The 22,259-nt window shown below is 59.8% G+C and carries 21 protein-coding genes and 1 pseudogene; 8 read left to right on the top strand and 14 right to left on the bottom strand.

Annotated features, from left to right (window positions below; genetic code table 11):
• Positions 1-68: 68 nt before the first annotated feature.
• The 4 genes from J2X66_RS08720 (at position 69) to pdxH (ending at position 5,735) form a co-directional block, all read left to right on the top strand.
• Positions 69-2,570 (top strand): beta-galactosidase, encoded by a 2,502-nt coding sequence (locus tag J2X66_RS08720; RefSeq protein ID WP_310263229.1) that lies wholly within the window; start codon positions 69-71, stop codon positions 2,568-2,570.
• Between the two features lie 140 nt (positions 2,571-2,710).
• Positions 2,711-3,856, top strand: a complete 1,146-nt coding sequence (locus J2X66_RS08715) for a serine hydrolase domain-containing protein (protein ID WP_310264161.1) — start codon at positions 2,711-2,713, stop codon at positions 3,854-3,856.
• A gap of 115 nt (positions 3,857-3,971) precedes the next feature.
• Positions 3,972-5,063: an OmpA family protein gene (locus tag J2X66_RS08710; protein WP_310263228.1), complete on the top strand. Its 1,092-nt coding sequence runs from the start codon at positions 3,972-3,974 to the stop codon at positions 5,061-5,063.
• Between the two features lie 24 nt (positions 5,064-5,087).
• Positions 5,088-5,735 carry a pyridoxamine 5'-phosphate oxidase gene (gene pdxH, locus J2X66_RS08705; protein WP_310263226.1) on the top strand — a complete coding sequence of 216 codons (648 nt, stop codon included), beginning with the start codon at positions 5,088-5,090 and terminating at the stop codon, positions 5,733-5,735.
• A 5-nt stretch (positions 5,736-5,740) separates the two neighbouring features.
• Here the strand turns inward: pdxH and J2X66_RS08700 are convergent, their stop codons facing one another.
• Entirely contained in the window at positions 5,741-5,977 is a 237-nt protein-coding gene (locus J2X66_RS08700) for a hypothetical protein (RefSeq protein ID WP_027925643.1), read from the bottom strand.
• 132 nt (positions 5,978-6,109) lie between these two features.
• On the opposite strand from J2X66_RS08700, the gene J2X66_RS08695 reads away from it, so the two are divergent.
• Positions 6,110-6,574: a glycine zipper 2TM domain-containing protein gene (locus J2X66_RS08695; protein WP_310263224.1), complete on the top strand. Its 465-nt coding sequence runs from the start codon at positions 6,110-6,112 to the stop codon at positions 6,572-6,574.
• 252 nt (positions 6,575-6,826) lie between these two features.
• Here J2X66_RS08695 and J2X66_RS08690 read toward each other — a convergent pair.
• Positions 6,827-7,750: pseudogene (locus J2X66_RS08690) on the bottom strand (S-type pyocin domain-containing protein); the annotation flags it as partial.
• 121 nt (positions 7,751-7,871) lie between these two features.
• Positions 7,872-9,059 (bottom strand): Na+/H+ antiporter NhaA, encoded by a 1,188-nt coding sequence (gene nhaA / locus J2X66_RS08685; protein ID WP_310263222.1) that lies wholly within the window; start codon positions 9,057-9,059, stop codon positions 7,872-7,874.
• Positions 9,060-9,295: 236 nt separating this feature from the next.
• Between nhaA and J2X66_RS08680 the strand changes: the two genes are divergently transcribed.
• Positions 9,296-10,393 (top strand): PLP-dependent cysteine synthase family protein, encoded by a 1,098-nt coding sequence (locus tag J2X66_RS08680; protein WP_310264159.1) that lies wholly within the window; start codon positions 9,296-9,298, stop codon positions 10,391-10,393.
• Positions 10,394-10,510: 117 nt separating this feature from the next.
• Here J2X66_RS08680 and J2X66_RS08675 read toward each other — a convergent pair whose 3' ends face one another.
• Together J2X66_RS08675 and J2X66_RS08670 are read right to left on the bottom strand one after the other, a co-directional pair.
• Positions 10,511-12,124 carry an NAD(P)/FAD-dependent oxidoreductase gene (locus J2X66_RS08675; protein ID WP_310263220.1) on the bottom strand — a complete coding sequence of 538 codons (1,614 nt, stop codon included), beginning with the start codon at positions 12,122-12,124 and terminating at the stop codon, positions 10,511-10,513.
• A 94-nt stretch (positions 12,125-12,218) separates the two neighbouring features.
• On the bottom strand, positions 12,219-12,872 hold the full coding sequence (locus J2X66_RS08670) for a hypothetical protein (RefSeq protein WP_310263218.1): 654 nt from the start codon (positions 12,870-12,872) through the stop codon (positions 12,219-12,221).
• Positions 12,873-13,006: 134 nt separating this feature from the next.
• Between J2X66_RS08670 and J2X66_RS08665 the strand changes: the two genes are divergently transcribed.
• Entirely contained in the window at positions 13,007-14,107 is a 1,101-nt protein-coding gene (locus J2X66_RS08665) for an acyltransferase (protein WP_310263217.1), read from the top strand.
• A 19-nt stretch (positions 14,108-14,126) separates the two neighbouring features.
• Here the strand turns inward: J2X66_RS08665 and J2X66_RS08660 are convergent, their stop codons facing one another.
• Positions 14,127-14,726 (bottom strand): short chain dehydrogenase, encoded by a 600-nt coding sequence (locus J2X66_RS08660; protein WP_310263215.1) that lies wholly within the window; start codon positions 14,724-14,726, stop codon positions 14,127-14,129.
• 104 nt (positions 14,727-14,830) lie between these two features.
• Here J2X66_RS08660 and J2X66_RS08655 point away from each other — a divergent pair, with 104 nt between their 5' ends.
• Positions 14,831-15,745, top strand: coding sequence for a LysR family transcriptional regulator (locus tag J2X66_RS08655; protein WP_310263213.1), 915 nt, complete (start codon positions 14,831-14,833; stop codon positions 15,743-15,745).
• Between the two features lie 22 nt (positions 15,746-15,767).
• Here the strand turns inward: J2X66_RS08655 and J2X66_RS08650 are convergent, their stop codons facing one another.
• From J2X66_RS08650 to livH, 8 genes are all read right to left on the bottom strand, one after another.
• The gene (locus tag J2X66_RS08650) at positions 15,768-16,250 is read right to left on the bottom strand and encodes a DoxX family protein (RefSeq protein WP_310263211.1); all 483 of its coding nucleotides are present in this window, start codon (positions 16,248-16,250) and stop codon (positions 15,768-15,770) included.
• Positions 16,247-17,005, bottom strand: coding sequence for a DNA-binding domain-containing protein (locus J2X66_RS08645; protein ID WP_310263210.1), 759 nt, complete (start codon positions 17,003-17,005; stop codon positions 16,247-16,249). The genes J2X66_RS08650 and J2X66_RS08645 overlap by 4 nt, the downstream gene beginning before the upstream one ends.
• Positions 17,002-17,856, bottom strand: coding sequence for a DUF692 domain-containing protein (locus J2X66_RS08640; protein WP_310263207.1), 855 nt, complete (start codon positions 17,854-17,856; stop codon positions 17,002-17,004). Before J2X66_RS08640 ends, J2X66_RS08645 begins: the two co-directional genes overlap by 4 nt.
• Positions 17,857-17,881: 25 nt before the next feature.
• Positions 17,882-18,184, bottom strand: a complete 303-nt coding sequence (locus J2X66_RS08635) for a DUF2282 domain-containing protein (protein ID WP_310263205.1) — start codon at positions 18,182-18,184, stop codon at positions 17,882-17,884.
• A 215-nt stretch (positions 18,185-18,399) separates the two neighbouring features.
• A complete protein-coding gene (locus J2X66_RS08630; protein WP_027925631.1) occupies positions 18,400-19,101 on the bottom strand; it encodes an ABC transporter ATP-binding protein in 702 nt (233 codons plus the stop codon).
• Complete coding sequence (gene livG, locus J2X66_RS08625) at positions 19,102-19,869, bottom strand: high-affinity branched-chain amino acid ABC transporter ATP-binding protein LivG (protein WP_027925630.1); 768 nt, start codon at positions 19,867-19,869, stop codon at positions 19,102-19,104.
• Positions 19,866-21,122 (bottom strand): high-affinity branched-chain amino acid ABC transporter permease LivM, encoded by a 1,257-nt coding sequence (locus J2X66_RS08620; RefSeq protein WP_027925629.1) that lies wholly within the window; start codon positions 21,120-21,122, stop codon positions 19,866-19,868. The genes livG and J2X66_RS08620 overlap by 4 nt, the downstream gene beginning before the upstream one ends.
• A complete protein-coding gene (gene livH, locus J2X66_RS08615; RefSeq protein WP_027925628.1) occupies positions 21,119-22,042 on the bottom strand; it encodes a high-affinity branched-chain amino acid ABC transporter permease LivH in 924 nt (307 codons plus the stop codon). The genes J2X66_RS08620 and livH overlap by 4 nt, the downstream gene beginning before the upstream one ends.
• Positions 22,043-22,259 lie beyond the last annotated feature (217 nt).

The following is a 22,259-nucleotide window of genomic DNA, read 5'->3' as shown; positions in this document are numbered from 1 at the left end:
CGTTGTCTATCTCTCTACCATCGCTTTTCCACTGACCCTTGAAGGTCGTTAGGGAGATCCACGTTCCTATGATTCGCCGTTCGTTGCCTGCTGTATTTGCCCTGATGTTCGCAGCCCCTTTGCTGGCAGCCCCCGCCGGCCAACAGACGCTGTTCAACTTTGTACGCCCCGCTGACGTGGTCCAGGTGGCGACTCAGGACGCCAGCCTGCCGCAATCCAATGCGGAGCAAACAGCCGAAGGCGAAGTGTTGCGCCGGGTGACGTTCAACCCGGTGGCCCAGCCGAGTTTACGTTTGACCCCGCAAACCGGCGCCTGGGACTGGTCGCAATCGGGCGTCATGAGCCTGCGAATCCAGAGTGCAATGGATTGGGCCGTGACCCTGTACGTGAAAATCCAGAGCAATGACGGCAAGACGCTGGTCAGTCGCGTCGATTTGCCGGCCGGTCCTGCGCAGACCTTGCTGGTGCCGTTGGTGGCAAGCTCATCATTGAGCCAGGGCATGAAAGCCGGGCCGCCCATGCCGATGACCGTCGACGGCCAGCGCATTTTGCTCGCCAGCAGCGCCGGTGAACTGGATCGCAGCCAGGTGGTATCGGTGACCCTGTCGATGGATCAACCGAAAGTGGCCCAGAACATCTTGCTCGAACGTTTTGGTGTGCAGGACGGTGATGCCGTGACCCGAGCCGTTTATGGCGGGTTGGTGGATGCTTACGGTCAGTCGACCCGGGCCAAATGGCCAGAGAAGATCAGCAGCGATGAGCAACTGAAAAGCGCTGCCGCCAAGGAACAGCAACAACTGAAAACCTGGCTGGCCGAGCGCGAAAAATCATCTCTGGACACCTACGGTGGCTGGACCAAAGGTCCGACATTCAAGGCCAGTGGTTTTTTTCGCACCGAAAAACGTGACGGTCGCTGGTACCTGGTGACGCCGCAAGGGCATCCGTTCTATTCGCTGGGGGTCAACACCGTGGCTCCGGACGTCAACCAGACCTATGTCACCGGTCGTGAGTGGATGTTCGAGTCCCTGCCAAAACCCGACGAGCCGATGGCCAACCACTTTGGCGACGGTGACAACCGTGGCGGTAACGGTGCCGATCAGGGCCGCGGCTATAACGCCGGTCGCTGGTACGATTTTTACGGTGCCAACTTGCAGCGCCTGTATGGCGCACCGTGTGCGCTGGGCAGTGACACCAAGGCCGGTGTTGCCGAAGCGGCCAAGGCCGATGCGGTCGAAGCGACGGCCGAGAAAGCTGCCGAGCCACCGGTAACGCCTTCGACCGCCGGATCCGGTGTCGCCGAAGCGGCCAAGACCGGCGCCGCCGAAGCGACCGAGGCGAAAGCAGTTGAGCAAAAACCCGCCGAACCCTGCAAAGCGGTGGTGGATGAACAACGCTGGACCGGCCACACCCTGGATCGCCTGCAAGCCTGGGGCTTCAACACCATCGGCAACTGGAGCGCCCCGGCACTCGGCGACGCTGATCGCGTGCCTTACACCTTGCCGCTGTCGATCGTCGGCGATTACGCCAGCATCAGCACCGGCACCGACTGGTGGGGCGGCATGCCCGACCCGTTCGATCCACGTTTCGCCATGGCCACCGAACGCGCCGTGGCCATTGCCGCCCGCGATCATCGCGACGACCCATGGCTGATCGGGTACTACGCCGACAACGAATTGGCCTGGGCCGGTCCCGGTGACGACCCGAAAGCCCGTTATGCGCTGGCTTACGGCACCTTGAAAATGACCACCGACGTGCCGGCCAAACGCGCATTTCTCAAGCAACTGCGCGACAAATATCGCAACCAGGCGGGGCTTTCCAAAGCGTGGGGCATTGATTTACCGGCCTGGGAATTGATGGAAGATCCGGGCTTCGTGCCGCCGCTGCCAAGCGCCGACCACCCGGAAATCGAGGCCGACTTCAAATACTTCCAGAAGGTCTTCGCTGATACCTACTTCAAGACCCTCTCCGACTCGCTGAAGTGGCACGCGCCGAACCAGCTGTTGCTGGGCGGTCGTTTCGCCATTAGCACCCCGGAAGCCGTGGACTCCTGCGCGCAGTATTGCGACGTGTTGAGCTTCAACATGTACACCTTGCAACCGCAGGACGGTTACGACTTCGCCAAGTTGCGCAGCCTCGACAAACCGGTGCTGATCACCGAGTTCAACTTCGGCTCGGCGGATCGCGGTCCGTTCTGGGGCGGTGTGACGCAATTGGCCAAGGAAGAAGACCGTGGGCCGGCCTACGCGAACTTCCTCAAGCAGGCGCTGAGCGAGCCTTCGATTGTCGGTGTGCATTGGTTCCAATACCTGGACCAACCCGTGACCGGGCGTTTGCTGGACGGTGAGAATGGTCACTTTGGCCTGGTGGGGATTACTGATCTGCCGTTCCAAGGGTTTGTGGAGACCGTGCGCAAGAGCAACCTGGCGGCTGTCGATCAGTTGGGCAAAGAGGCCGCGAAAGCAGCGGCCGAGGCCGACAAGGCCAGCCACGATGCCGAAGGCGGCAGAAAGGCCGAGGCCGGCAAAGGCCCGGGCAGGGGAGCCGGTGGGCATTCTGGCCAGGGGCACTGAGTCCTGGAATACCGCGTCATAAGCGTCAACGATATCTTCAAACAAGCTGATAACCGCCCAGCCCGACACTGTTCCCAAAACGGCTAATGGCTGGAACAATGCGGGCCACTTTGTATAGCGATTATCCGGGAGCAATGCGGGTGCAGATTCAGGGTCATTACGAGCTCAAGTTCGAAGCCGTGCGCGAAGCTTTCGCGGCACTGTTCGACGATCCTCAGGAACGTGGCGCAGCCTTGTGCATCCAGGTCGGCGGTGAAACCGTCCTCGACCTCTGGGCCGGCACCGCCGATAAGGATGGCAGCGAAGCCTGGCACAGCGACACCATCGCCAACCTGTTCTCCTGCACCAAGACGTTCACCGCGGTCACGGCCCTGCAATTGGTGGCTGAGGGCAAGTTGCAACTGGATGCACCGGTAGCGCGCTATTGGCCCGAATTTTCCGCCGCCGGCAAAGAATCCGTGACCCTGCGTCAATTGCTCTGCCATCAGGCAGGCTTGCCGGCGTTGCGCGAATTGCTGGCCCCGGAAGCACTTTACGACTGGCAAACCATGATCGACGCCCTCGCGGCCGAAACGCCGTGGTGGACGCCGGGCCAAGGCCACGGTTACGCCGCGATCACTTACGGCTGGCTGGTGGGCGAGTTACTGCGCCGTGCCGACGGTCGTGGGCCGGGCGAATCCATCGTCGCTCGCGTTGCCAAGCCATTGGGCCTGGATTTTCACGTCGGTCTGGCTGATGAAGAATTCCATCGTGTGGCGCACATCGCGCGTGGCAAGGGTAATGTCGGCGATGCCGCCGCCCAGCGCCTGTTACAAGTGACCCTGCGTGAACCGACGGCCATGACCACCCGGGCCTTCACCAACCCGCCGTCGATCATGACCAGTACCAACAAACCCGAATGGCGGCGTATGCAGCAACCTGCCGCCAACGGTCATGGCAATGCGCGCAGTCTGGCCGGGTTCTACGCCGGCTTGCTTGATGGCAGTTTGCTGGAAGGCGAAATGCTCGATGAGCTGACCCGAGAACACAGCCTCGGCGACGACAAGACTTTATTGACCCGGACCCGCTTTGGTCTGGGTTGCATGCTTGATCAGCCGGACGTTCCCAACGCGACCTACGGCCTCGGCCCAAGGGCGTTTGGCCATCCGGGCGCTGGCGGCTCCATCGGTTTTGCCGACCCTGAACACGATGTAGCCTTCGGTTTTGTGACAAATACGCTGGGGCCGTACGTCTTGATGGATCCACGCGCGCAGAAGCTTGCGCGAGTACTGGCCACTTGTCTGTAAAACCCGCTCAAGGGTTCCAGTACCGGAACCCGGCAGCCATTTCGGTTTCAAAGCGTCAGTTTGTGCGGGCCGCTTCGGCCTGACTTTTCATTACTTCAATTTTCGTGGATATCCGATGTCATCCAAACCAACTCTTGCCCTGGCCCTGTGCTTTGCTATCACCGGTTGTGCACAGACCCCAAAAAGTGATTCCGATGGTGGCAGCTGGTGGCCGTTCGGTTCGTCCGACAAAGTCGCCGCTAAAGAGCCGAGTCCGGTTTCTGCCCCGGCCCCGCTGAAACCTGCTGCCACTGCACCTGTTGCCAAAAGTGAGAGCGCCAGCCCTTGGTACTGGCCGTTCGGTTCCGATGATGCCGCTGCCAAGCCGGAAGTAAAACCTGAAGCCAAACCGGTCCCGGTCGCTAAAGCTGATACCAACGCGGGTAACTCGTGGTGGTGGCCGTTCGGCGGCAAGGATCAGAGCGCTACCAAGGTTGCGCCAATAGACCCGAAAGTCACCCAGGCCTGGCTCGACGACTACGAACCGCGTCTTCGTGAAGCGATCAAGGACAGCAACCTGCAACTTGAACGCCGCGAAAACGTATTGGTGGTGACCGCGCCGGTAGAAGGCTCGTTCAACCCAGATCGTCCAGCTATGCTGCTGCCTGTCACTCTCGGCCCGTTCACTCGTGTCGCGAAGATCCTTGAAGTCGATCCGAAAACGGCCGTGCTGGTACTCGGTCACAGCGATACCTCGGGTGCGGCACCGGCCAACGTGAAACTGAGCCAGGAACGTGCACAAGCCGTCGCCGCCATCTTCCGTCTCAGCGGTTTGCAGCGTGACCGCCTGATGCTCCGCGGCATGGGCGGTGACGCCCCGCGTGCGGCCAACGACAGTGTTGAAGGCCGTGCCTTGAACCGTCGCGTGGAATTGCTGGTGACCCCGCAGGACACCATGGTGGCGTTGCTGGCCAAGTACAACATGCCGGCTCCGGCGCCAGTGACTATGATCGCGGCGAAGGACATCAAGCCAGTGGCGACACCGGTCACCCCCGCTCCAGCGGCGAAGAAAGCGGCTGTGCCAGCGACGAAAAAGGCCCCGGCGAAGAAAGCCACGGCGAAGAAAGCGCCTGCTAAAACCGCAACGCCAGCGAAGAAGACGGTGCCGGCCAAAGCCGTTGCCGACGCCAAGAAAGTCGACGTCGCGGCTGACGCCACCAAAAAGTGATTCGTTAACCAAAAGGAATGCGCCATGACCCAGGGCCTGGCTGATATGCGTCGTGACTATACCCGTGATGGCCTGACCGAGGCGCAAGCCCCGGCAGAGCCGTTTGGGCTGTTCCACCAGTGGTTCGCCGACGCGGTGAAAACCGAGCAAGCGCCGGTGGAGGCGAACGCCATGACCTTGGCAACGGTCGATCAGGACGGTCGGCCTCATTGCCGCATTCTGTTGCTCAAAGGTCTGGACGAGCAGGGCTTCACGTTCTTCACCAACTACGAAAGCGCCAAGGGTCAGCACTTGGCGGCGAATCCGTTTGCGGCCATGACCTTTTTCTGGCCGGCCCTGGAGCGCCAGGTGCGCATCGAAGGTCGGGTGGTGAAGGTCTCGCCCGAAGAGTCCGACGCCTACTTTCAGGTTCGTCCATTGGGCAGCCGATTGGGTGCCTGGGCGTCACCGCAGAGCCAGGTGATTGCCGATCGTGCCGAACTGGAAGCACTGCTCAAGAACACCGAGCAACGTTTCAGCGATACAGCGCCGCACTGCCCGGATCACTGGGGCGGTTATCGCTTGCTGCCGGAACGCATCGAGTTCTGGCAGGGCCGTGCTAGCCGCCTGCATGATCGCCTGAACTACCGCTTACAGGGCGCTGACTGGATTCTTGAACGTCTGGCACCCTAAGCAGTCTACCGTTCGGGATACCTTGCTGCAGCGGCCTCAAGCCACTGGGGCAGGTCCCGACGCTTGATCTTCTGTGCGTGAGCGTTCGCCAGTTGCTGGAGCATGAAAGCTTTTTTCTGTTCGTCCTTCCCAGCCAAAGCCAATGCCAGGTCGCGGTCCATCCAGCGTTTTATCCGAACGTACAGCCACCAATGGAAGTACAGACCGGCGACGGTAGTGATGAAAACGATGAAGTAATCCATGACAATCCTTGGGGCGTGAATGTGCAGTGGCGCCTGTACCGGGCCTGAATCAAAACATTTTTATCCCGACCATGCCGTGACAGGCGTCAAGCTGCGGGGTTTAATGATCACCTGTCCTTTGGAGTTGATGCTATGCGTAAGTCTGTTTTGTTGGTTGCTTCCTTTTCCACGATGACGATGTTGCTCACTGGCTGCCAATCGAGCCTGACCGGCGACTCCTACTCCCGTGATGAAGCGCGTCGTGTGCAAACGATTCGTATGGGCACCATCGAAGCGCTGCGCCCGGTGAAAATCGAAGGCACCAAAACCCCAATCGGCGGCGCTGCAGGCGCAGTGGTCGGCGGCGTAGGTGGTAGCGCCATCGGCGGTGGCAAAGGCAGCATCGTTGCCGCAGTCATCGGCGCAGTCGCTGGCGGCCTGGTAGGTTCGGCGGCCGAAGAAGGCCTGACGCGCACCCAAGGCGTCGAAATCACTGTGCGCGAAGACGACGGCAGCATGCGCGCCTATGTTCAGCAAGTTCAGGAGAATGAAGTGTTCCGCGTTGGCGAGCGTGTACGGATTTCTACTGTAGATGGCACTAGCCGCGTTTCGCACTAAGCGGGATGGGTAAAGAAAAACCCCGATCAGGTGACTGGTCGGGGTTTTTTGTGTCTGTGGTTTTCAGCCATTGCACATCAGTTGCAGTCTCTCTAGAGATAAGTCGTAACCGTCAAACTCGCTATCATATTGCTCCCGGTTCCGGTTCACGGTGCCGCACGGGTGCCGATGAAATACACCAAGCCTTCAGGGAAATCGACGTTTAGTAGCAGCGCTACTGAAGGATTTGACTGTCGGTTAGCTCAAGTTCAACAAAGACAGAACAATGTAAACCGGCTTTACCCCTGACCCCGCCGGAAACACAAGAATGAAATCCTTGTACTCAGGTGGATACACCGGGTTCACGATGATGCTGGCCGCCGCCGGCGTCGGCGGATACACCCAGATATGCGGCGCCTGCGGTGCAGCTTCCAGTGCTGGAATGCCGAGGGTGTCCGAGCCATCCACGGCCGGTGTCCAGATCAGTTCAGCACCTCCCCCGAGATCCGCCACCTGCTGGCTGCCGCGCAGTATGAACTGCACGACATCGACCATTTCCCAATCGCGGTTTTTGCCGGTGTAGAACCCGTAGCCCTTGAGGCTGCCGTCAGCCTGCTGCTCGACCTGCAATCGAACGCGGGTTCTGGCCTGTTTCAGGGCACGCAGTTGTTCTTCGGTGTAGAGCGCGCTATCACCCAGGCTCTGCGTCCAGAACAACGCGACGACACCGGCCAATGTGGCGGCAGTGGCGGCCTCAAGTGCCAATAAAGGTGCAGCGAGCGCCGGGGCTCTAAGTGCCAGTCGACCGATGCCGAGGGAGACGGTACTGCCGCTGATGGTTTCGAGATTCAGCAACCCGGCGTCGTCTGTATCACGAGCACCGAGCCAGGCAATTTCGCCGTAATCCTTGAGACTGTCGGTCGGAACCACACCCGAAGGATTCGAGTAATCGATGATGGCGTCTGGCAGGTTGCAGGACTTGGCGAAGACGCATCCCGCGCGAGGGATGTCGGGTTTTTTCGTCGAGGCCTGAAGCCGATCTTCAAAAGCCTGCTGCCGGGCGAGCATGGCGTCGTAAGCGCTTTGTCGCGCATCGCGCTCGGCCAGTTCGGTGGCTGTCATGAAGCGGTGGGTAACGTGATGACCGTCACTGGAGGGTGGGTTTTTAACTCTTGGGACTTCCTTGTTGCCAGCCACTGATCTTCCTTTCGTTCGTCCGTCGACAGCCCCCCATAAAGGAGCTGTGCGACGTTAACGAACGAGGCGGATCGTGGCTGTAGGATGAATCCTTGATGCTGCTAGGAGCGTTCTCTTTTGCTCAGGACTGCAAAACGGCGCTCTTGCGACTCGCCATCGCCGTCACCGCATAACCGATCAATGCCGCGAGAATCGAACCGGTCAGAATGCCCATCCGGTCCATACCTGCGTAGTCGCTGACGCCTGGCTCAAACGCCAGCGAGCCGACGAACAGACTCATGGTGAAACCGATCCCGCAAAGGATCGATACCCCCAGCACATGGCCCCAGTTGGCGCCTTGGGGCAGGGCGGCGATGCCGATTTTCACCGCCAGCCAGGTCAGGCCGAACACACCCACGGTTTTACCCAGCAGCAGGCCGGTGGCGATACCCATCGGTACGTGGTGGGTGAAGCTTTCAACGGTGACACCGCTCAGGGACAGGCCGGCGTTGGCGAAGGCGAAGAGCGGCAGGATGCCGTAAGCCACCCACGGGTGCAGGGCGTGTTCAAGGGTCAGCAGTGGCGAAGACTCGGCGTTTTTGGTGCGCAGCGGGATGCAGAACGCCAGGGTCACACCGGCCAACGTGGCGTGGACGCCGCTCTTGAGCACACAGACCCAGAGGATCAGGCCGATGATCATGTACGGCCCGAGCTTCACCACGCCGAGCCGGTTCATGGCGATCAGCGCGAAGATGCAGGCAGCCGCCAGTGCCAGCGACAGCGTCGACAGGGTGCCGGAATAGAAGATCGCGATGACGATGATTGCGCCCAGGTCGTCAATGATCGCCAGGGTCATCAGGAACAGCTTCAGCGACACCGGCACGCGTTTGCCCAGCAAGGCGAGTACGCCGAGGGCAAAGGCAATATCGGTGGCCATCGGGATGGCCCAGCCGCCCAAGGCTGCCGGATCGTCACGGTTCAGGAACCAGTAGAGCAGCGCCGGCACGACCATACCGCCAATCGCCGCGGCGCCGGGCAGGACGATTTGCGAAGGGTTCGACAACTGGCCGTCGAGGACTTCGCGCTTCACTTCCAGGCCGATCAGCAGGAAGAACATCGCCATCAGGCCGTCGTTGATCCACAGCAGTAACGGCTTGGCGATTTTCAGCGCGCCGATCTGAGCGACGACAGGGGTGTCCAGCAGCCCGCTGTAGAGCCACGACAGCGACGAGTTGTTGATAATTAAAGCCAGGGCTGCCGCGGCGATCAGTAACAGACCGCTGGCAGCTTCCAACTGAAAGAAACGCGTGAAAGTGCTACGCAGAGGCAAGGTCGCTCTCCATCGATGAATTCAAAAGGTGGCACACCCTAACCCGTACCGTTAGTTGTTAAAACAAAAGTTATATTCTTTTTTGTTATATACAGTAACAACGTGAAGGCTGGGACCGGGTTTGAGCCTAGCAGTTGCCGGCCGTATTGAACGTCAGCTGTACCTGTGCGGGATGTAGGTTTTTTCCTAAGCTTGAAGGCTGAGCCTTACAAGAAGGCCGACTCAACGAGAAAACCATCATGAGCGACAACCGACAGTGGGCCCGCGAAGCCATCCGGATCATCGAAGCAGACTTCCAGCGCAGCGCCGATACCCACCTGATCCCCTTGCCGCTGCCGGGTTTTGCGGGCATTGAATTGTATTTCAAGGATGAATCCAGCCATCCCACCGGCAGCCTCAAGCACCGCCTGGCGCGTTCGTTGTTCCTGTATGCGCTGTGTAACGGTTGGCTCAAGCCCGGTGCGCCAGTCATCGAGGCGTCCAGCGGTTCGACGGCGATTTCCGAGGCGTACTTCGCCAACTTGCTGGGTTTGCCCTTTATTGCGGTGATGCCGGCGACCACCTCGAAAGAGAAAATCGCCCAAATTGCTTTCTATGGCGGCAAGAGTCATCTGGTCGACGACCCGACCCAGATCTACGCCGAATCCGAACGGTTGGCCCGCGAGCATGACGGTCATTTCATCGACCAGTTCACCTACGCCGAACGCGCCACCGACTGGCGGGCGAACAACAACATCGCCGAATCGATCTTCCATCAGATGCGATTCGAAAAGCACCCTGAGCCGAGCTGGCTGATCTCCAGCCCCGGCACCGGCGGCACCACCGCAACACTCGGTCGTTACGTGCGTTACCGCCAACATTGCACCCGCGTGCTGTGCGCCGATGCCGAGCGCTCGGTGTTTTTCGACTACTACCAGACCGGCGATGCCAGCCTGCGCCTGGAGTGCGGTTCGCGGATCGAAGGGATCGGCCGGCCACGGGTGGAAGCGTCGTTCCTGCCCAAGGTGATTGATGCCATGGTCAAAGTGCCGGACGCGTTGTCCCTGGCGGCCATGCACTATCTGGCGCAGCGACTGGGGCGGCGGGTGGGCGGGTCGAGCGGGACTAACCTGATCGGCGCCTTGATGGCGGCTCAGCAGATGGCAGCGGCGGGGGAGTCGGGGTCGATCGTGGCGATTCTGTGTGATGGCGGCGAACGTTATGCCACCACCTATTACGATCAGGATTGGCTCAAGGGCCAGGGCTATGAGTTGAGTGGTTTGATGGAGAGTGTGGCAGCGAGTGTCGAGCGCGGTGAGGCGCTACCATCGACGGTACTGCGCGCCAACATCTGACACACTGAAGATCCCTTGTAGCAGTGAGCCTGCTCGCGATAGCAAAAGATCAGTCAACATCTCTGTTGACTGTTAATCCGCATCGCGAGCAGGCTCACTCCTACAGGGGGATGTGCATCAGGCCTCCAGGCCGAGGATGTCGCGAGCCACAGCTTCCGCAATCCGAATACCGTCCACACCCGCCGACAGAATCCCGCCCGCATAACCCGCGCCTTCACCCGCCGGGAACAAGCCCTTCACGTTCAGGCTCTGCATCAATTCATTACGGGTAATGCGCAGTGGCGACGAGGTGCGTGTCTCGATCCCGGTCAACACCGCGTCATGCAGCGAGTAGCCGCGAATCTGCTTCTCGAACGCTGGTAGCGCTTCACGAATCGCTTCGATGGCAAACGCGGGCAAGGCCAGCGCCAAATCACCCAATGCAACGCCAGGCTTGTAGGACGGCTCAACACTGCCCAACTCAGTCGACGGTTTGCCGGCAATGAAGTCACCGACCAGTTGCGCCGGCGCTTCATAGTTGCTGCCGCCCAGCACAAACGCATGGGATTCCAGGCGTTCCTGCAATTCGATACCGGCCAGCGGGCCGCCCGGGTAATCGACTTCCGGGGTGATGCCGACGACGATCCCGGAGTTGGCGTTGCGTTCGTTACGCGAGTATTGGCTCATGCCGTTGGTGACGACGCGGTTCGGCTCGGACGTCGCCGCGACCACGGTGCCTCCCGGGCACATGCAGAAGCTGTAGACCGAACGGCCGTTCTTGGCGTGGTGCACCAGTTTGTAGTCGGCCGCTCCGAGTTTCGGGTGGCCGGCGTACTTGCCCAACCGTGCGCGGTCGATCAGCGACTGCGGGTGTTCAATGCGGAAACCCACCGAAAACGGCTTGGCTTCCATGAACACGCCACGGCCGTGGAGCATGCGGAACGTGTCCCGGGCACTGTGGCCAAGGGCGAGAATCACGTGTTTCGAATGGATCTGCTCGCCGCCGTTGAGTTCGACGCCGACCAATTGGCCGTCCTCGATCAACACATCGGTGACGCGTTGCTGGAAGCGGACTTCGCCGCCCAGCGCGCGAATTTGCTCACGCATGTTTTCCACTACGCCGGTCAGACGGAACGTACCGATGTGCGGTTTGCTGACGTAGAGGATTTCGTCCGGCGCACCGGCCTTGACGAACTCGTGCAGGACTTTGCGACCGATGAATTTCGGGTCCTTGATCTGGCTGTACAGCTTGCCATCGGAGAACGTCCCCGCGCCGCCTTCACCGAACTGCACGTTGGATTCCGGGTTCAGCACGCTTTTACGCCACAGGCCCCAAGTGTCCTTGGTGCGCTGACGCACTTCGGTACCGCGCTCGAGGATGATCGGCTTGAAGCCCATTTGCGCGAGCAGCAGCCCGGCGAAAATCCCGCACGGCCCGAAGCCGACGACAACAGGGCGTTGCTGCAGATCGGCCGGCGCGTGGCCGACCACTTTGTAACTGACATCCGGCGCCACGTTGACGTTACGGTCATCGGCGAACTTGTGCAGTATCGCAGCCTCATCCTTGACGGTGAGGTCGATGGTGTAGATGAAGCACAGTTCGGAGGACTTTTTGCGCGCATCGTAGCTGCGCTTGAACAAGGTGAAATCGAGCAGATCATCGCTGGCGATGCCCAGGCGCTGCACGATGGCAGGGCGCAGGTCTTCTTCGGGATGGTCGATCGGCAACTTCAGTTCAGTGATTCGTAACATGGCAGGACCCGGTTCGCGGGGCGCACAACTGCGCCAAGGCGTTGGAAACCGGTGATTATAAGCCCCAAAGTGGATTCCCGTGAGGCTTAAACGATCAGTCGTTGCGCGCACCGCCGAAATACGCGCAACCACGCTGTACCTGGCCATTGATGCGCAGTTCGGCGCTCATGTGCTGGACGCTGCCGGTGGTGCTGTCGGTGCAGCGTTGCGGCGCGACCCACAGTTCGATGTGCTGGTTATTGGCTTCGGTACTGAGGTTGAAACGGCCGTCGCCCAGCTGTTCTTCCACATAAGGGACGGCCAGGGGCGGTTGACCGGCGCGATCGACCACCATGCCTTTGCCGCTGACCTTGACGTTCCACTCAGGCGAGTGGCCGGCCGCGCGCAGGATCTGCAGTTTGAAATTGGGATCGTCGCACGCCGTGCCCGAGCGCTCGACGCGGTACAGCTGCTCCAGATCAAGGCGACTGTCGACGATGCGCCCGCGCACATCGGCAAACAACTTGCCCTTGGTATCGGCCAGAGACGCCGCCTGTTGCAGCACACTGGTGCCGCCGGTGTCGTTGACCACATAGCTGCCGGTTTCATTGCAGGGCTGGAACAGCAACTTGCCGTCCGCCGCCGTCAACTGGCCTTGCATACGGGTCTGGCCCGCGTGGGAGGCACTTTCACGCGGGCCATCAAACAACTGACAGGCAGCAAACAGCGGCAGCAGGGCAACGACGACTAAGGAACGGGCAACACGCATCTTTGGCTCTCCAGACAAGTGCCGCCACGTTACTCAGGCACGCTCGTGATCACAAGGCTTGTGTGCCAGGGATTGAGTTGCCGGGTGCGTCCCAGCATAGTGGCGCCCTTGTCCAGGATCGGGCCCTTTTCGGCATGAACCAACGTCTCTCTATTTTTCCCAAACGGTTGTACGCACTGGATGCACTGCGCGGTATCGCGGCGTTGGCGGTGGTGTTCTGGCATTGGCAGCACTTCTTTTTTCAAGGGGCAGTGCCGGGCCCGCTGCAAACCGAACTGCAACCTTTCTATAGCGTGTTCGCCTTGTTTTATCGACACGGTGGCGATGCGGTCGCGTTGTTCTTCAGCTTGTCCGGGTTCATCTTTTTCTGGTTGTTCGGTCATGCCGTGGCGCGTAGGGAGCTGACCGGAAAACAGTTCTTCATCGAGCGTTTCAGCCGCATCTATCCGCTGCATCTGGCGACTTTCGCCGCTGTTGCGCTATTACAGATGATCTACACACGGCATACGGGCAACGCTTTTGTTTATCCGTTCAACGATCTCTATCACGGCGTGTTGAATGTATTTCTCGCCCCGGCCTGGGGATTGGAACAAGGCTGGTCATTCAACGCCCCGGCCTGGTCGATTTCGGTTGAAGTACTGCTCTACGCGGCATTCTTCCTGCTGTGGCGTTATTCGCCCCTGCCCATGCTGATCAGCATTTTCTTGATCGCCGTGGCCGCTTACGTCTTTCCTGCGCAGTACAAAATCACCCTGGGCGTGTTCAGCTTTTTCTGCGGTGGTGTTGGCTATGTGTGGGTGACGTGGCTGCTGCAACGAATGCCATCGCGCTGGGTGGGAATGGGGTTGACGATCGGGTGTGCGGCGGGGTGGTGGTTGTTCGGCGATGATCAGCCGCTGATCAAATGTGTGCTGTTGTTCCCGCTGACGATCATGGCCATTGCAGCCTGTCATCAGGTACTGGAACCGGTTGCCCGGCGCTTGGCGTGGCTGGGGGATATCAGCTATGCCTCCTATTTGCTGCATTTCCCGCTGCAAATTATCGCCGCGCTGTTGGCGGATAAATTCTTTGCGGGGCGAAGCGTCTTTTATCAGCCGTGGACGTTGCTGCTGTTCTTTGCGGTCCTGATCGGTGCCAGCCTGATTTGCCATCGCTGGTTCGAACGGCCAATGCAACAGTGGCTGCGCCAGTTCGGGCGCGAGCGCCTGGCGAGCGGAGTGATTGCTCGCCAGTAATGCCTGTCAGAAAGGACGGTCAGCCGACGTGAAACGTCTGACCTGTCTGCAAGCCTTCCACGCTTTTGGCGTAGGCCAATGCCACATCGGCTGCGGGAACCGGTTTGAACCCGCGGAAGTAAGGCGCGTATTTGCCCATGGCTTCCAGCAGCACGTTCGGGCTGATCGAGTTCACGCGCAGGCCGCGAGGCAGTTCGATGGCGGCGGCGCGGACGAAGCTGTCCAGCGCTCCGTTGACCAACGCGGCCGAGGCACCGCTGCGAATCGGGTCGTGGCTGAGCACGCCGGTGGTGAAGGTGAACGAGGCGCCGTCATTGGCGAACTCGCGACCGATCAGCAACAAATTGACCTGGCCCATCAGTTTGTCTTTGAGGCCCAGGGCGAAGCTGTCTGCGGTCATTTCATCCAGCGGCGCGAAGGTCACGTTACCCGCCGCGCAGATCAGGGCATCGAACTTGCCGGTCTGTTCGAACAGCTTGCGGATCGAGGCGCTGTCGCTGATATCCACTTGAAAGTCGCCACTGTTGCGGCCGATGCGGATGATCTCGTGACGCTGGGACAGTTCCTTGTCGACGGCCGAGCCAATGGTGCCGCTTGCGCCTATCAATAGAATTTTCATCGTGCTGATTCTCGATTGGTTGAAAGTGATCTCAGTCTAGAGTGGTTTTTTCTGTTGATAAGCGCGCTAATAGGCAACCTTTGGTTTTCAAATGGAAACAATCCATGAGCGAGATGGATGACCTGGCGGCGTTCGCGGTATTGATCGAAGCCGGCAGTTTTACCTTGGCAGCGCAGCAACTGGGTTGCAGCAAGGGCCAGTTGTCCAAGCGCATCAGCTTGCTGGAAACACGGTTTTCGGTGGTATTGCTGCAACGCACTACGCGTCGTTTAAGCCTGACGGCGGCCGGCGCGGCGCTGTTGCCTCAAGCTCAGGCGCTTGTCGTCCAGGTCGAAAGGGCGCGTCAGGCATTGGCGCGGTTGAAGGATGACATGGCCGGACCGGTGCGTATGACCGTTCCGGTATCGCTGGGGGAAACCTTCTTCGATGGTTTGTTGCTGGAGTTTTCCGGCAAGTACCCAGAGGTGCAGATCGAGCTCGATCTGAACAACCATTTTCACGACCTGTCTCGGGATGGTTTCGATCTGGCGATTCGTTCCGAGGTGGGCAAGGACGAGCGATTGGTGGCTCGGCCACTGCTGGCCTGGCACGAGATGACCTGTGCCAGTCCGGCGTATCTTGAACAGTATGGCGAACCGCAAACACCGCAGGCCCTGGCCGAACACCGTTGCCTGCTCAACAGTCATTACAGCGGTCGCGAAGAATGGCTGTATCACCAGCAACATGAGTTGCTGCGCGTGCGGGTGTCGGGGCCGTTTGCCAGCAATCACTACAGCTTGCTGAAAAAAGCCGCATTGGCGGGGGCCGGTATTGCGCGCTTGCCGTCCTATTTGCTGCAAGCGGAATTGGCTGACGGGCGATTGCGCTGGCTCCTGCGTGATTATCAGACGCGGCGCATGCCGATGTACCTGGTTCACCCGTATCAGGGCGGTTTGCCGAAACGCACGCAGGTTCTGGCGGATTACCTGATCGGCTGGTTCAAGCGCAGCGGTGAGGCGCTGGATCGTCTTCAGCGTTAGATTTTGAGCCTCCCACATTGGATTAGCCGGCAAAGCGCCGGGCGATCAGATGATCAATAGAGAGTTTCCCCGGCCCGGTTGCCATCAAATACAGCAACACCGCCGCCCAGGTGCCATGAGTCGGGTACGCATCCGGGTACACGAACAGTTGAATCGTCAGGGTCATGCCGAGCAAGGCCAGCGCTGAAAAGCGCGTGGCAAAACCAATCAAAATCAGCACCGGGAAAAAGTGTTCGGCAAACGCCGCCATGTGCGCCGCAATCTCTGGCGACAGCAATGGCACGTGATACTCACTCTTGAACAACGGAATGGTCGAATCAGCGAGGCGTGGCCAGCCGAGCTGGAAGGTGCCGTCGATCAGATCAATGGCGAGGCCTTCGACCTTGGTTTGTCCGGACTTCCAGAACACCGCCGCGATGGAGAACCGCGCAATGAAGGCGATCAGGCTCTGTGGAATCATCTCCAGCAGCGCGATGGTGCGGCTGATCGGGTTCTGAGTGTTCATGGCGATACCTTGTTGTGTAGGTGAGTAATGGCGTTGTGGCCGATCAGCAGGGCCAGGGTTTGGCTGAGATCGAACGGGGGTGCGGACTCCACTGCCTGAATCAGCGGCTGGCCGTTTTTCAGGTTTTGGATGAAGGCGCTGGCGCCGGACTCGATGACGAAGACTTCGACGTCCAGACCGTTGCGCAGGATCAGTGCGTGTTGGCCGTGGTCCAGATCAATTCCGGCCAACGTTGCACCGTGTTGATGGGCGGCCCAGATCGTGACCACGGCGAAGGCAGAGGTCAGCAAGTTGAGCGAGGGATGAAATTCGACGCTCAGCTCGCTCAGGGTTTGCGGGTCAGCGAGCGCTGCGCCGATCAGTGCATGGCTTAACGGCTGGGCATCAGCCGCGTGATAAGCGCGGGTGCGCAGGCGTTCCAGCCGCGCGACATCGGCCAGGTACGGCACGCTGCCCGCCGGTTCGAAGCCTTCGATAAAGTCCGCCAAGTCGTCGCCGTAATCCTTGATCAACGGGCTCTGAGGCGCATTGCCGAGCAAATAGATCCCGGTCATGGCACGGAAAAATTCATCGCCGACCAATTGCGCAACCACGGGGTAGCTGTGCGCCAATGCGTTGATCAGTGAGCTCTGTACATTATTGCGATACACCGCGAACCGGCTGGCGGGATCGGCGCCGTTGGCACTGAACAACCCCTCGGGGCAGTTCAGTCGGGGATCAAGCAGGGCAGCAGCAAATGCGGCTTGCGTGCTCATGACCCACCTCCCGCATACAGCAACAGTTCATCGGCCTGACGCGCCTCGGCGTGCAAGACGCTGAAGGCCGGCAACTGATTGTCGCGTTCGATCAGGGTCGCTATCGGGCCGGTTCGCTCCAGTACCTGCTGGTACAAGGTCCAGACGGCGTTATCGATGGGGGCGCCGTGATCATCAATCAGCAGACGGTCACCGAGGCTGTCGGTGTCTTCAGCGAAGCCGGCCAAATGAATCTCGCCGACGGCATGAAGGGGCAGGGCGTCGATGTAGGCCAACGGATCGCGCTGATGATTGATGCTCGATACATAGACGTTGTTCACGTCCAGCAACAGTCCGCAGCCCGTGCGGCGGATGACTTCGCTGATGAAGTCGGCCTCATCGAACGTCGAGCGTTCAAACGCCAGGTACGTCGCCGGGTTCTCCAGCAGCATCGGGCGTTTGAGGGTGCTTTGGACGTGATCGATGTGTTCGCAGACGCGGCTCAGCGTCGGCGTGTCATAGGCCAGGGGCAACAGGTCATTGAGAAACACCGGGTCATGGCTGGACCAGGCCAGGTGTTCGGAAAAGGACTGGGGTTGATAGCGCTCGATCAGTACGGCGAGTCGTGTGAGGTGCCGAGTGTCCAGTGGACCTTCAGCACCAATCGACAAGCCGACGCCATGCAGCGACAGCGGATACTGTTCGCGAATCAAACCCAGGTAGTGATGAAACGGGCCGCCGGCCACCATGTAGTTTTCGGCGTGGACTTCGAAGAAACCGATGTCCGGTTGCGAACCGAGCACTTCTCGAAAGTGCTCGGTCTTGAGCCCCAGCCCGGCGCGGGGCGGGAGCCCGAACGGTAGATTGTTCATGGTCGACACTCGGGCTGGGTTGGGATCAGGCTTTGGCTTTGAAGGCTTCCATCTGCCCGAAACCGGTCGGCGAGGTCTTGCTTTCGGTGGTGGCGCAGGTGCCTTTAGGGACCAGCTTCCAGGCGTTTGGCTGGAAGTCGGTTTTCGCGGTGCCAGCGCAGGTGGTGCCAGCGCCTGCCGCGCAATCGTTGTGACCTTTCATGGCCACGCCGAAGCATTTTTCCATGTCGTCGGCGGCGTGGACGGTGGACACAGCGGCCATGCTCAAGGCAGAACCGAGGGCCAGAACCAGGGCGGTGGCGGACAGGGTGCGGGTGGTAGCAGTCATGATGTTTCTCCGGGTTTTGAGGTTTTGTAAGCCAGCAGTTGTGCTGGCTTACCCCTCTAGAGAAAGGTCATGGCGATGCGTTACAGCCGTCTCCAAAACTTTTTAAAAAAACCTTACAACACCACCAACTCCTACAGGGGATTTCTGTTGCCAGGAGGGTTTGTGGCGGGGACAAAAAAACGGCCCGAAGGCCGTTTTCTGTTTACCGCAAAGACTCAACCACCCAGATACGCTTCGCGTACTTTCGGATCAGTCAGCAGGGCTTCACCGGTGCCTTGCATGACCACACGGCCGTTCTCCAGAACGTACGCGCGGTCGGCAATTTTCAGCGCCTGGTTGGCGTTCTGCTCGACCAGGAACACGGTTACGCCATCCTTGCGCAGTTGTTCGATGATGTCGAAGATCTGCTGGATGATGATCGGAGCCAGGCCCAACGAAGGTTCGTCGAGCAGCAACAGCTTGGGCTTGCTCATCAGCGCACGGCCGATGGCGAGCATTTGCTGTTCGCCGCCGGACATGGTGCCGCCGCGCTGGGCGAAACGCTCTTTCAGGCGTGGGAAAAGTCCGAGAACCTTGTCCATCTGTTCCTGATAGTCGCCCTTGTCGGTGAAGAAGCCACCCATGGCGAGGTTTTCTTCCACGGTCAGGCGGGAGAACACCCGACGACCTTCCGGCACCACGGCAATGCTCTTGCGCATGATCTGCGCCGAAGTCTGCCCCACGAGCTCTTCGCCCATGTACTTGATGCTGCCACTGTGGGCCTGCGGCGAACCGCAAAGCGTCATCAGCAGGGTGGATTTGCCCGCGCCGTTGGCGCCGATCAGGGTGACGATTTCGCCCTGGCGGATTTCCACGTTGACGCTGTGCAGGGCCTGGATCTTGCCGTAGAAGGTGGAAACGTTTTCGAATTGCAGCATTTACGCTTCCCCCAGGTAGGCTTTGATCACTTCGGGATTGTCGCGGATCTGTTCCGGCGTGCCGTTGGCCAGGGGCGTGCCCTGGTTGATCACGACGATGTGGTCGGAAATGCTCATGACCAGTTTCATGTCGTGTTCGATCAGCAGCACGGTCACGTTGTGCTCTTCACGCAGCACACTGATCAGCGCCTTGAGGTCTTCGGTTTCCTTCGGGTTCAGACCGGCCGCCGGCTCGTCGAGCATGAGGATCCGCGGGCGGGTCATCATGCAGCGCGCGATTTCCAGGCGACGTTGCTGACCGTAAGCCAGGGTGCCGGCAGGACGGTTGGCGAAGGCCTTGAGGTTGACCTTTTCCAGCCAGTACTCGGCGAACTCCATGGCTTCGCGTTCGCTTTTGCGAAAGCCCGGTGTCTTGAACAGGCCGGCCAGGAAGTTGGTGTTCAAGTGACGGTGCTGGGCGATCAAGAGGTTCTCGACCGCGGTCATGTCCTTGAACAACCGCACGTTCTGGAAAGTGCGCACCACGCCTTTGAGGGCGATCTTGTGGCCCGGCAGGCCTTCGATCGGCTCGCCATCCAGCAGGATGCTGCCGCCGCTCGGCTTGTAGAAACCGGTCAGGCAGTTGAACACGGTGGTCTTGCCAGCGCCGTTGGGGCCGATCAATGCCACGACCTGTTTTTCCTTCACGGTCAGGGCGACGCCGTTGACCGCCAGCAAGCCGCCGAAGCGCATGCTCAGATTGTCTACTTTCAGGATCTCGCGGCTCATTTGCGCAACTCCATGTGAGGACGTTGCATGGGCAGCAGGCCTTGAGGGCGCCAGATCATCATCAGCACCATCAAGGCGCCGAACATCAACATGCGGTATTCACTGAACTCACGCATCATTTCCGGCAACAGGATCATTACCGTGGCCGCCAGTACGACGCCCAGTTGCGAGCCCATGCCGCCCAGCACCACGATGGCGAGGATGGTTGCCGACTCGATGAAGGTGAAGGACTCCGGTGTCACCAGGCCCTGACGCGCGGCGAAGAAGCTGCCGGCGAAACCGGCGAAGCACGCGCCCAGGGTGAACGCTGACAGCTTGATTGCGGTCGGGTTCAGCCCCAGCGCCCGGCAGGCGATTTCGTCTTCACGCAGCGCTTCCCAGGCGCGGCCCAGAGGCATGCGCAGCAAGCGATTGATGACGAACAGGGCGAACAGCGACAACAACACCGCGATCAGGTAAAGGAAGATCACCTTGTTCACCGGGTTGTAGACCAGGCCGAAATACTCGTGGAAGGTCTGCATTCCTTCCGCGGCCGTTTTATCGAAGGTCAGTCCGAACAGCGTTGGCTTGGGAATGTTGCTGATGCCGTTCGGGCCACCGGTGATATCGGTCAGGTTACGCAGGAACAGACGGATGATTTCACCGAAGCCCAGGGTCACGATCGCCAGGTAGTCACCCCGCAAACGCAACACGGGGAAGCCCAGCAGGAAGCCGAACGTGGCCGCCATCAGGCCGGCAATCGGCAGGCAGATCCAGAAGCTCAGGCCGTAGTAATGCGACAGCAGCGCATAACTGTAGGCGCCGACGGCATAGAAACCGACGTAGCCGAGGTCGAGCAGGCCCGCCAGGCCGACCACGATGTTCAGGCCCAGGCCCAGCATCACGTAGATCAGCACCAGCGTGGCGATGTCCACCGCGCCGCGGGAGCCGAAGAACGGCCACACCAGCGCACCGATGATCAGCGCAATGATGATCCAGCGCTGGGTGGTCGGCAGGGTCAGGAAGTTACTGGCCTTGGCCGGCATGCCCGGCATGCTCGGCGAAGATTTCCAGGCCGCGCTGATCGACTTGTCGAACAACACTCGCAGGAACATCAGCACCGAACAAACGGCGATGATGAGCAGCGTGGTGTTGCTGGTGCCATGGACTTCGAGGTTGATGCCGACGATGGTCAGTTTCAAACCCAGTACCGGGTAGGCGACGGCCCACACCAGCAAAGCGCTGAACAGCGCCTGTCTAAGATTCCTAGTCATACTTTTTCAACCTCCGGACGGCCCAACAGGCCGGTAGGCCGGAACAACAACACCAGAACCAATAGACCGAAAGCCACGACGTCCTTGTACTGGTCGCCGAAGATGTCGGCACCAAAGGCTTCCGCTACCCCCAACACAATCCCGCCGAGCATGGCGCCGGGAATGCTGCCGATACCGCCCAATACCGCTGCGGTGAAGGCCTTGAGGCCGACGAGGAAACCGGCGTTCGGGTTGATCACGCCATACTGCATGCTCAGGAGCACGGCCGCGATGGCCGCCAGTGCAGCACCGATGACGAAGGTCAGGGCGATGATGTTGTTGGTGTTGATACCCAGCAGGTTGGCCATCTTGATGTCTTCGGCACAGGCACGGCAGGCGCGACCCAGGCGAGAGCGGGAGATGAACAGCGTCAGGCCGAGCATGGCGACGAAGGTCACCACGAACACCACGATTTGCATGTAGGAAATCAGCACTTCATGTGCGCCACCTGGCCCGATGGTGAAGTTACCGGGGATCAGGTTGGGGATGGATTTGTCCTTGGAGTCTTGCGCCAGCAGAACCGTGTTCTGCAGGAAGATCGACATGCCGATGGCGGAAATCAGCGGAATCAGACGGTTGCTGCCGCGCAAGGGGCGGTAGGCGATCCGTTCGATGCTGTAGCCGTAGGCACTGGTCACGACGATGGTCGCGAGGAAAGCGGCAGTCATCAACAGCGGAACGCTGTCGAGTCCCATCATGGACAGGCCCGCGATGGCGATGAACGCCACGTAGGAACCAATCATGTACACCTCGCCGTGGGCGAAGTTGATCATTCCAATGATGCCGTAAACCATCGTATAGCCGATGGCGATCAGGGCATACGTGCTGCCAATGGTCAGGCCATTAACCAGCTGTTGGAAAAAGTGATAGATGTCAGGCATTACAGCGCTCCTAAAAACCTGATACGCATTTCACTGGTGGAGTCATTTTCCCGCTCGAGCCCCATGGATCTGCATCCACTTCGAACACGAGGTTTGCCAGCGAACCGCTGATGACGGTTTTGAGATTTTCAGGTGGGGAGACTGGCGGATCACGCCAGCGCGGCCCAAAACGTTCGTAAAACAAAGCCCACGGCACGCCGTGGGCTTTGTTGGCAGT

Origin of the sequence: Pseudomonas sp. 3296 (assembly GCF_031456615.1) — a bacterium.
Classification (GTDB): domain Bacteria; phylum Pseudomonadota; class Gammaproteobacteria; order Pseudomonadales; family Pseudomonadaceae; genus Aquipseudomonas; species Aquipseudomonas mucoides.
The sequence above is the reverse complement of the archived record's forward strand: the minus strand, read 5'-3'. Positions and strand labels throughout refer to the sequence as shown.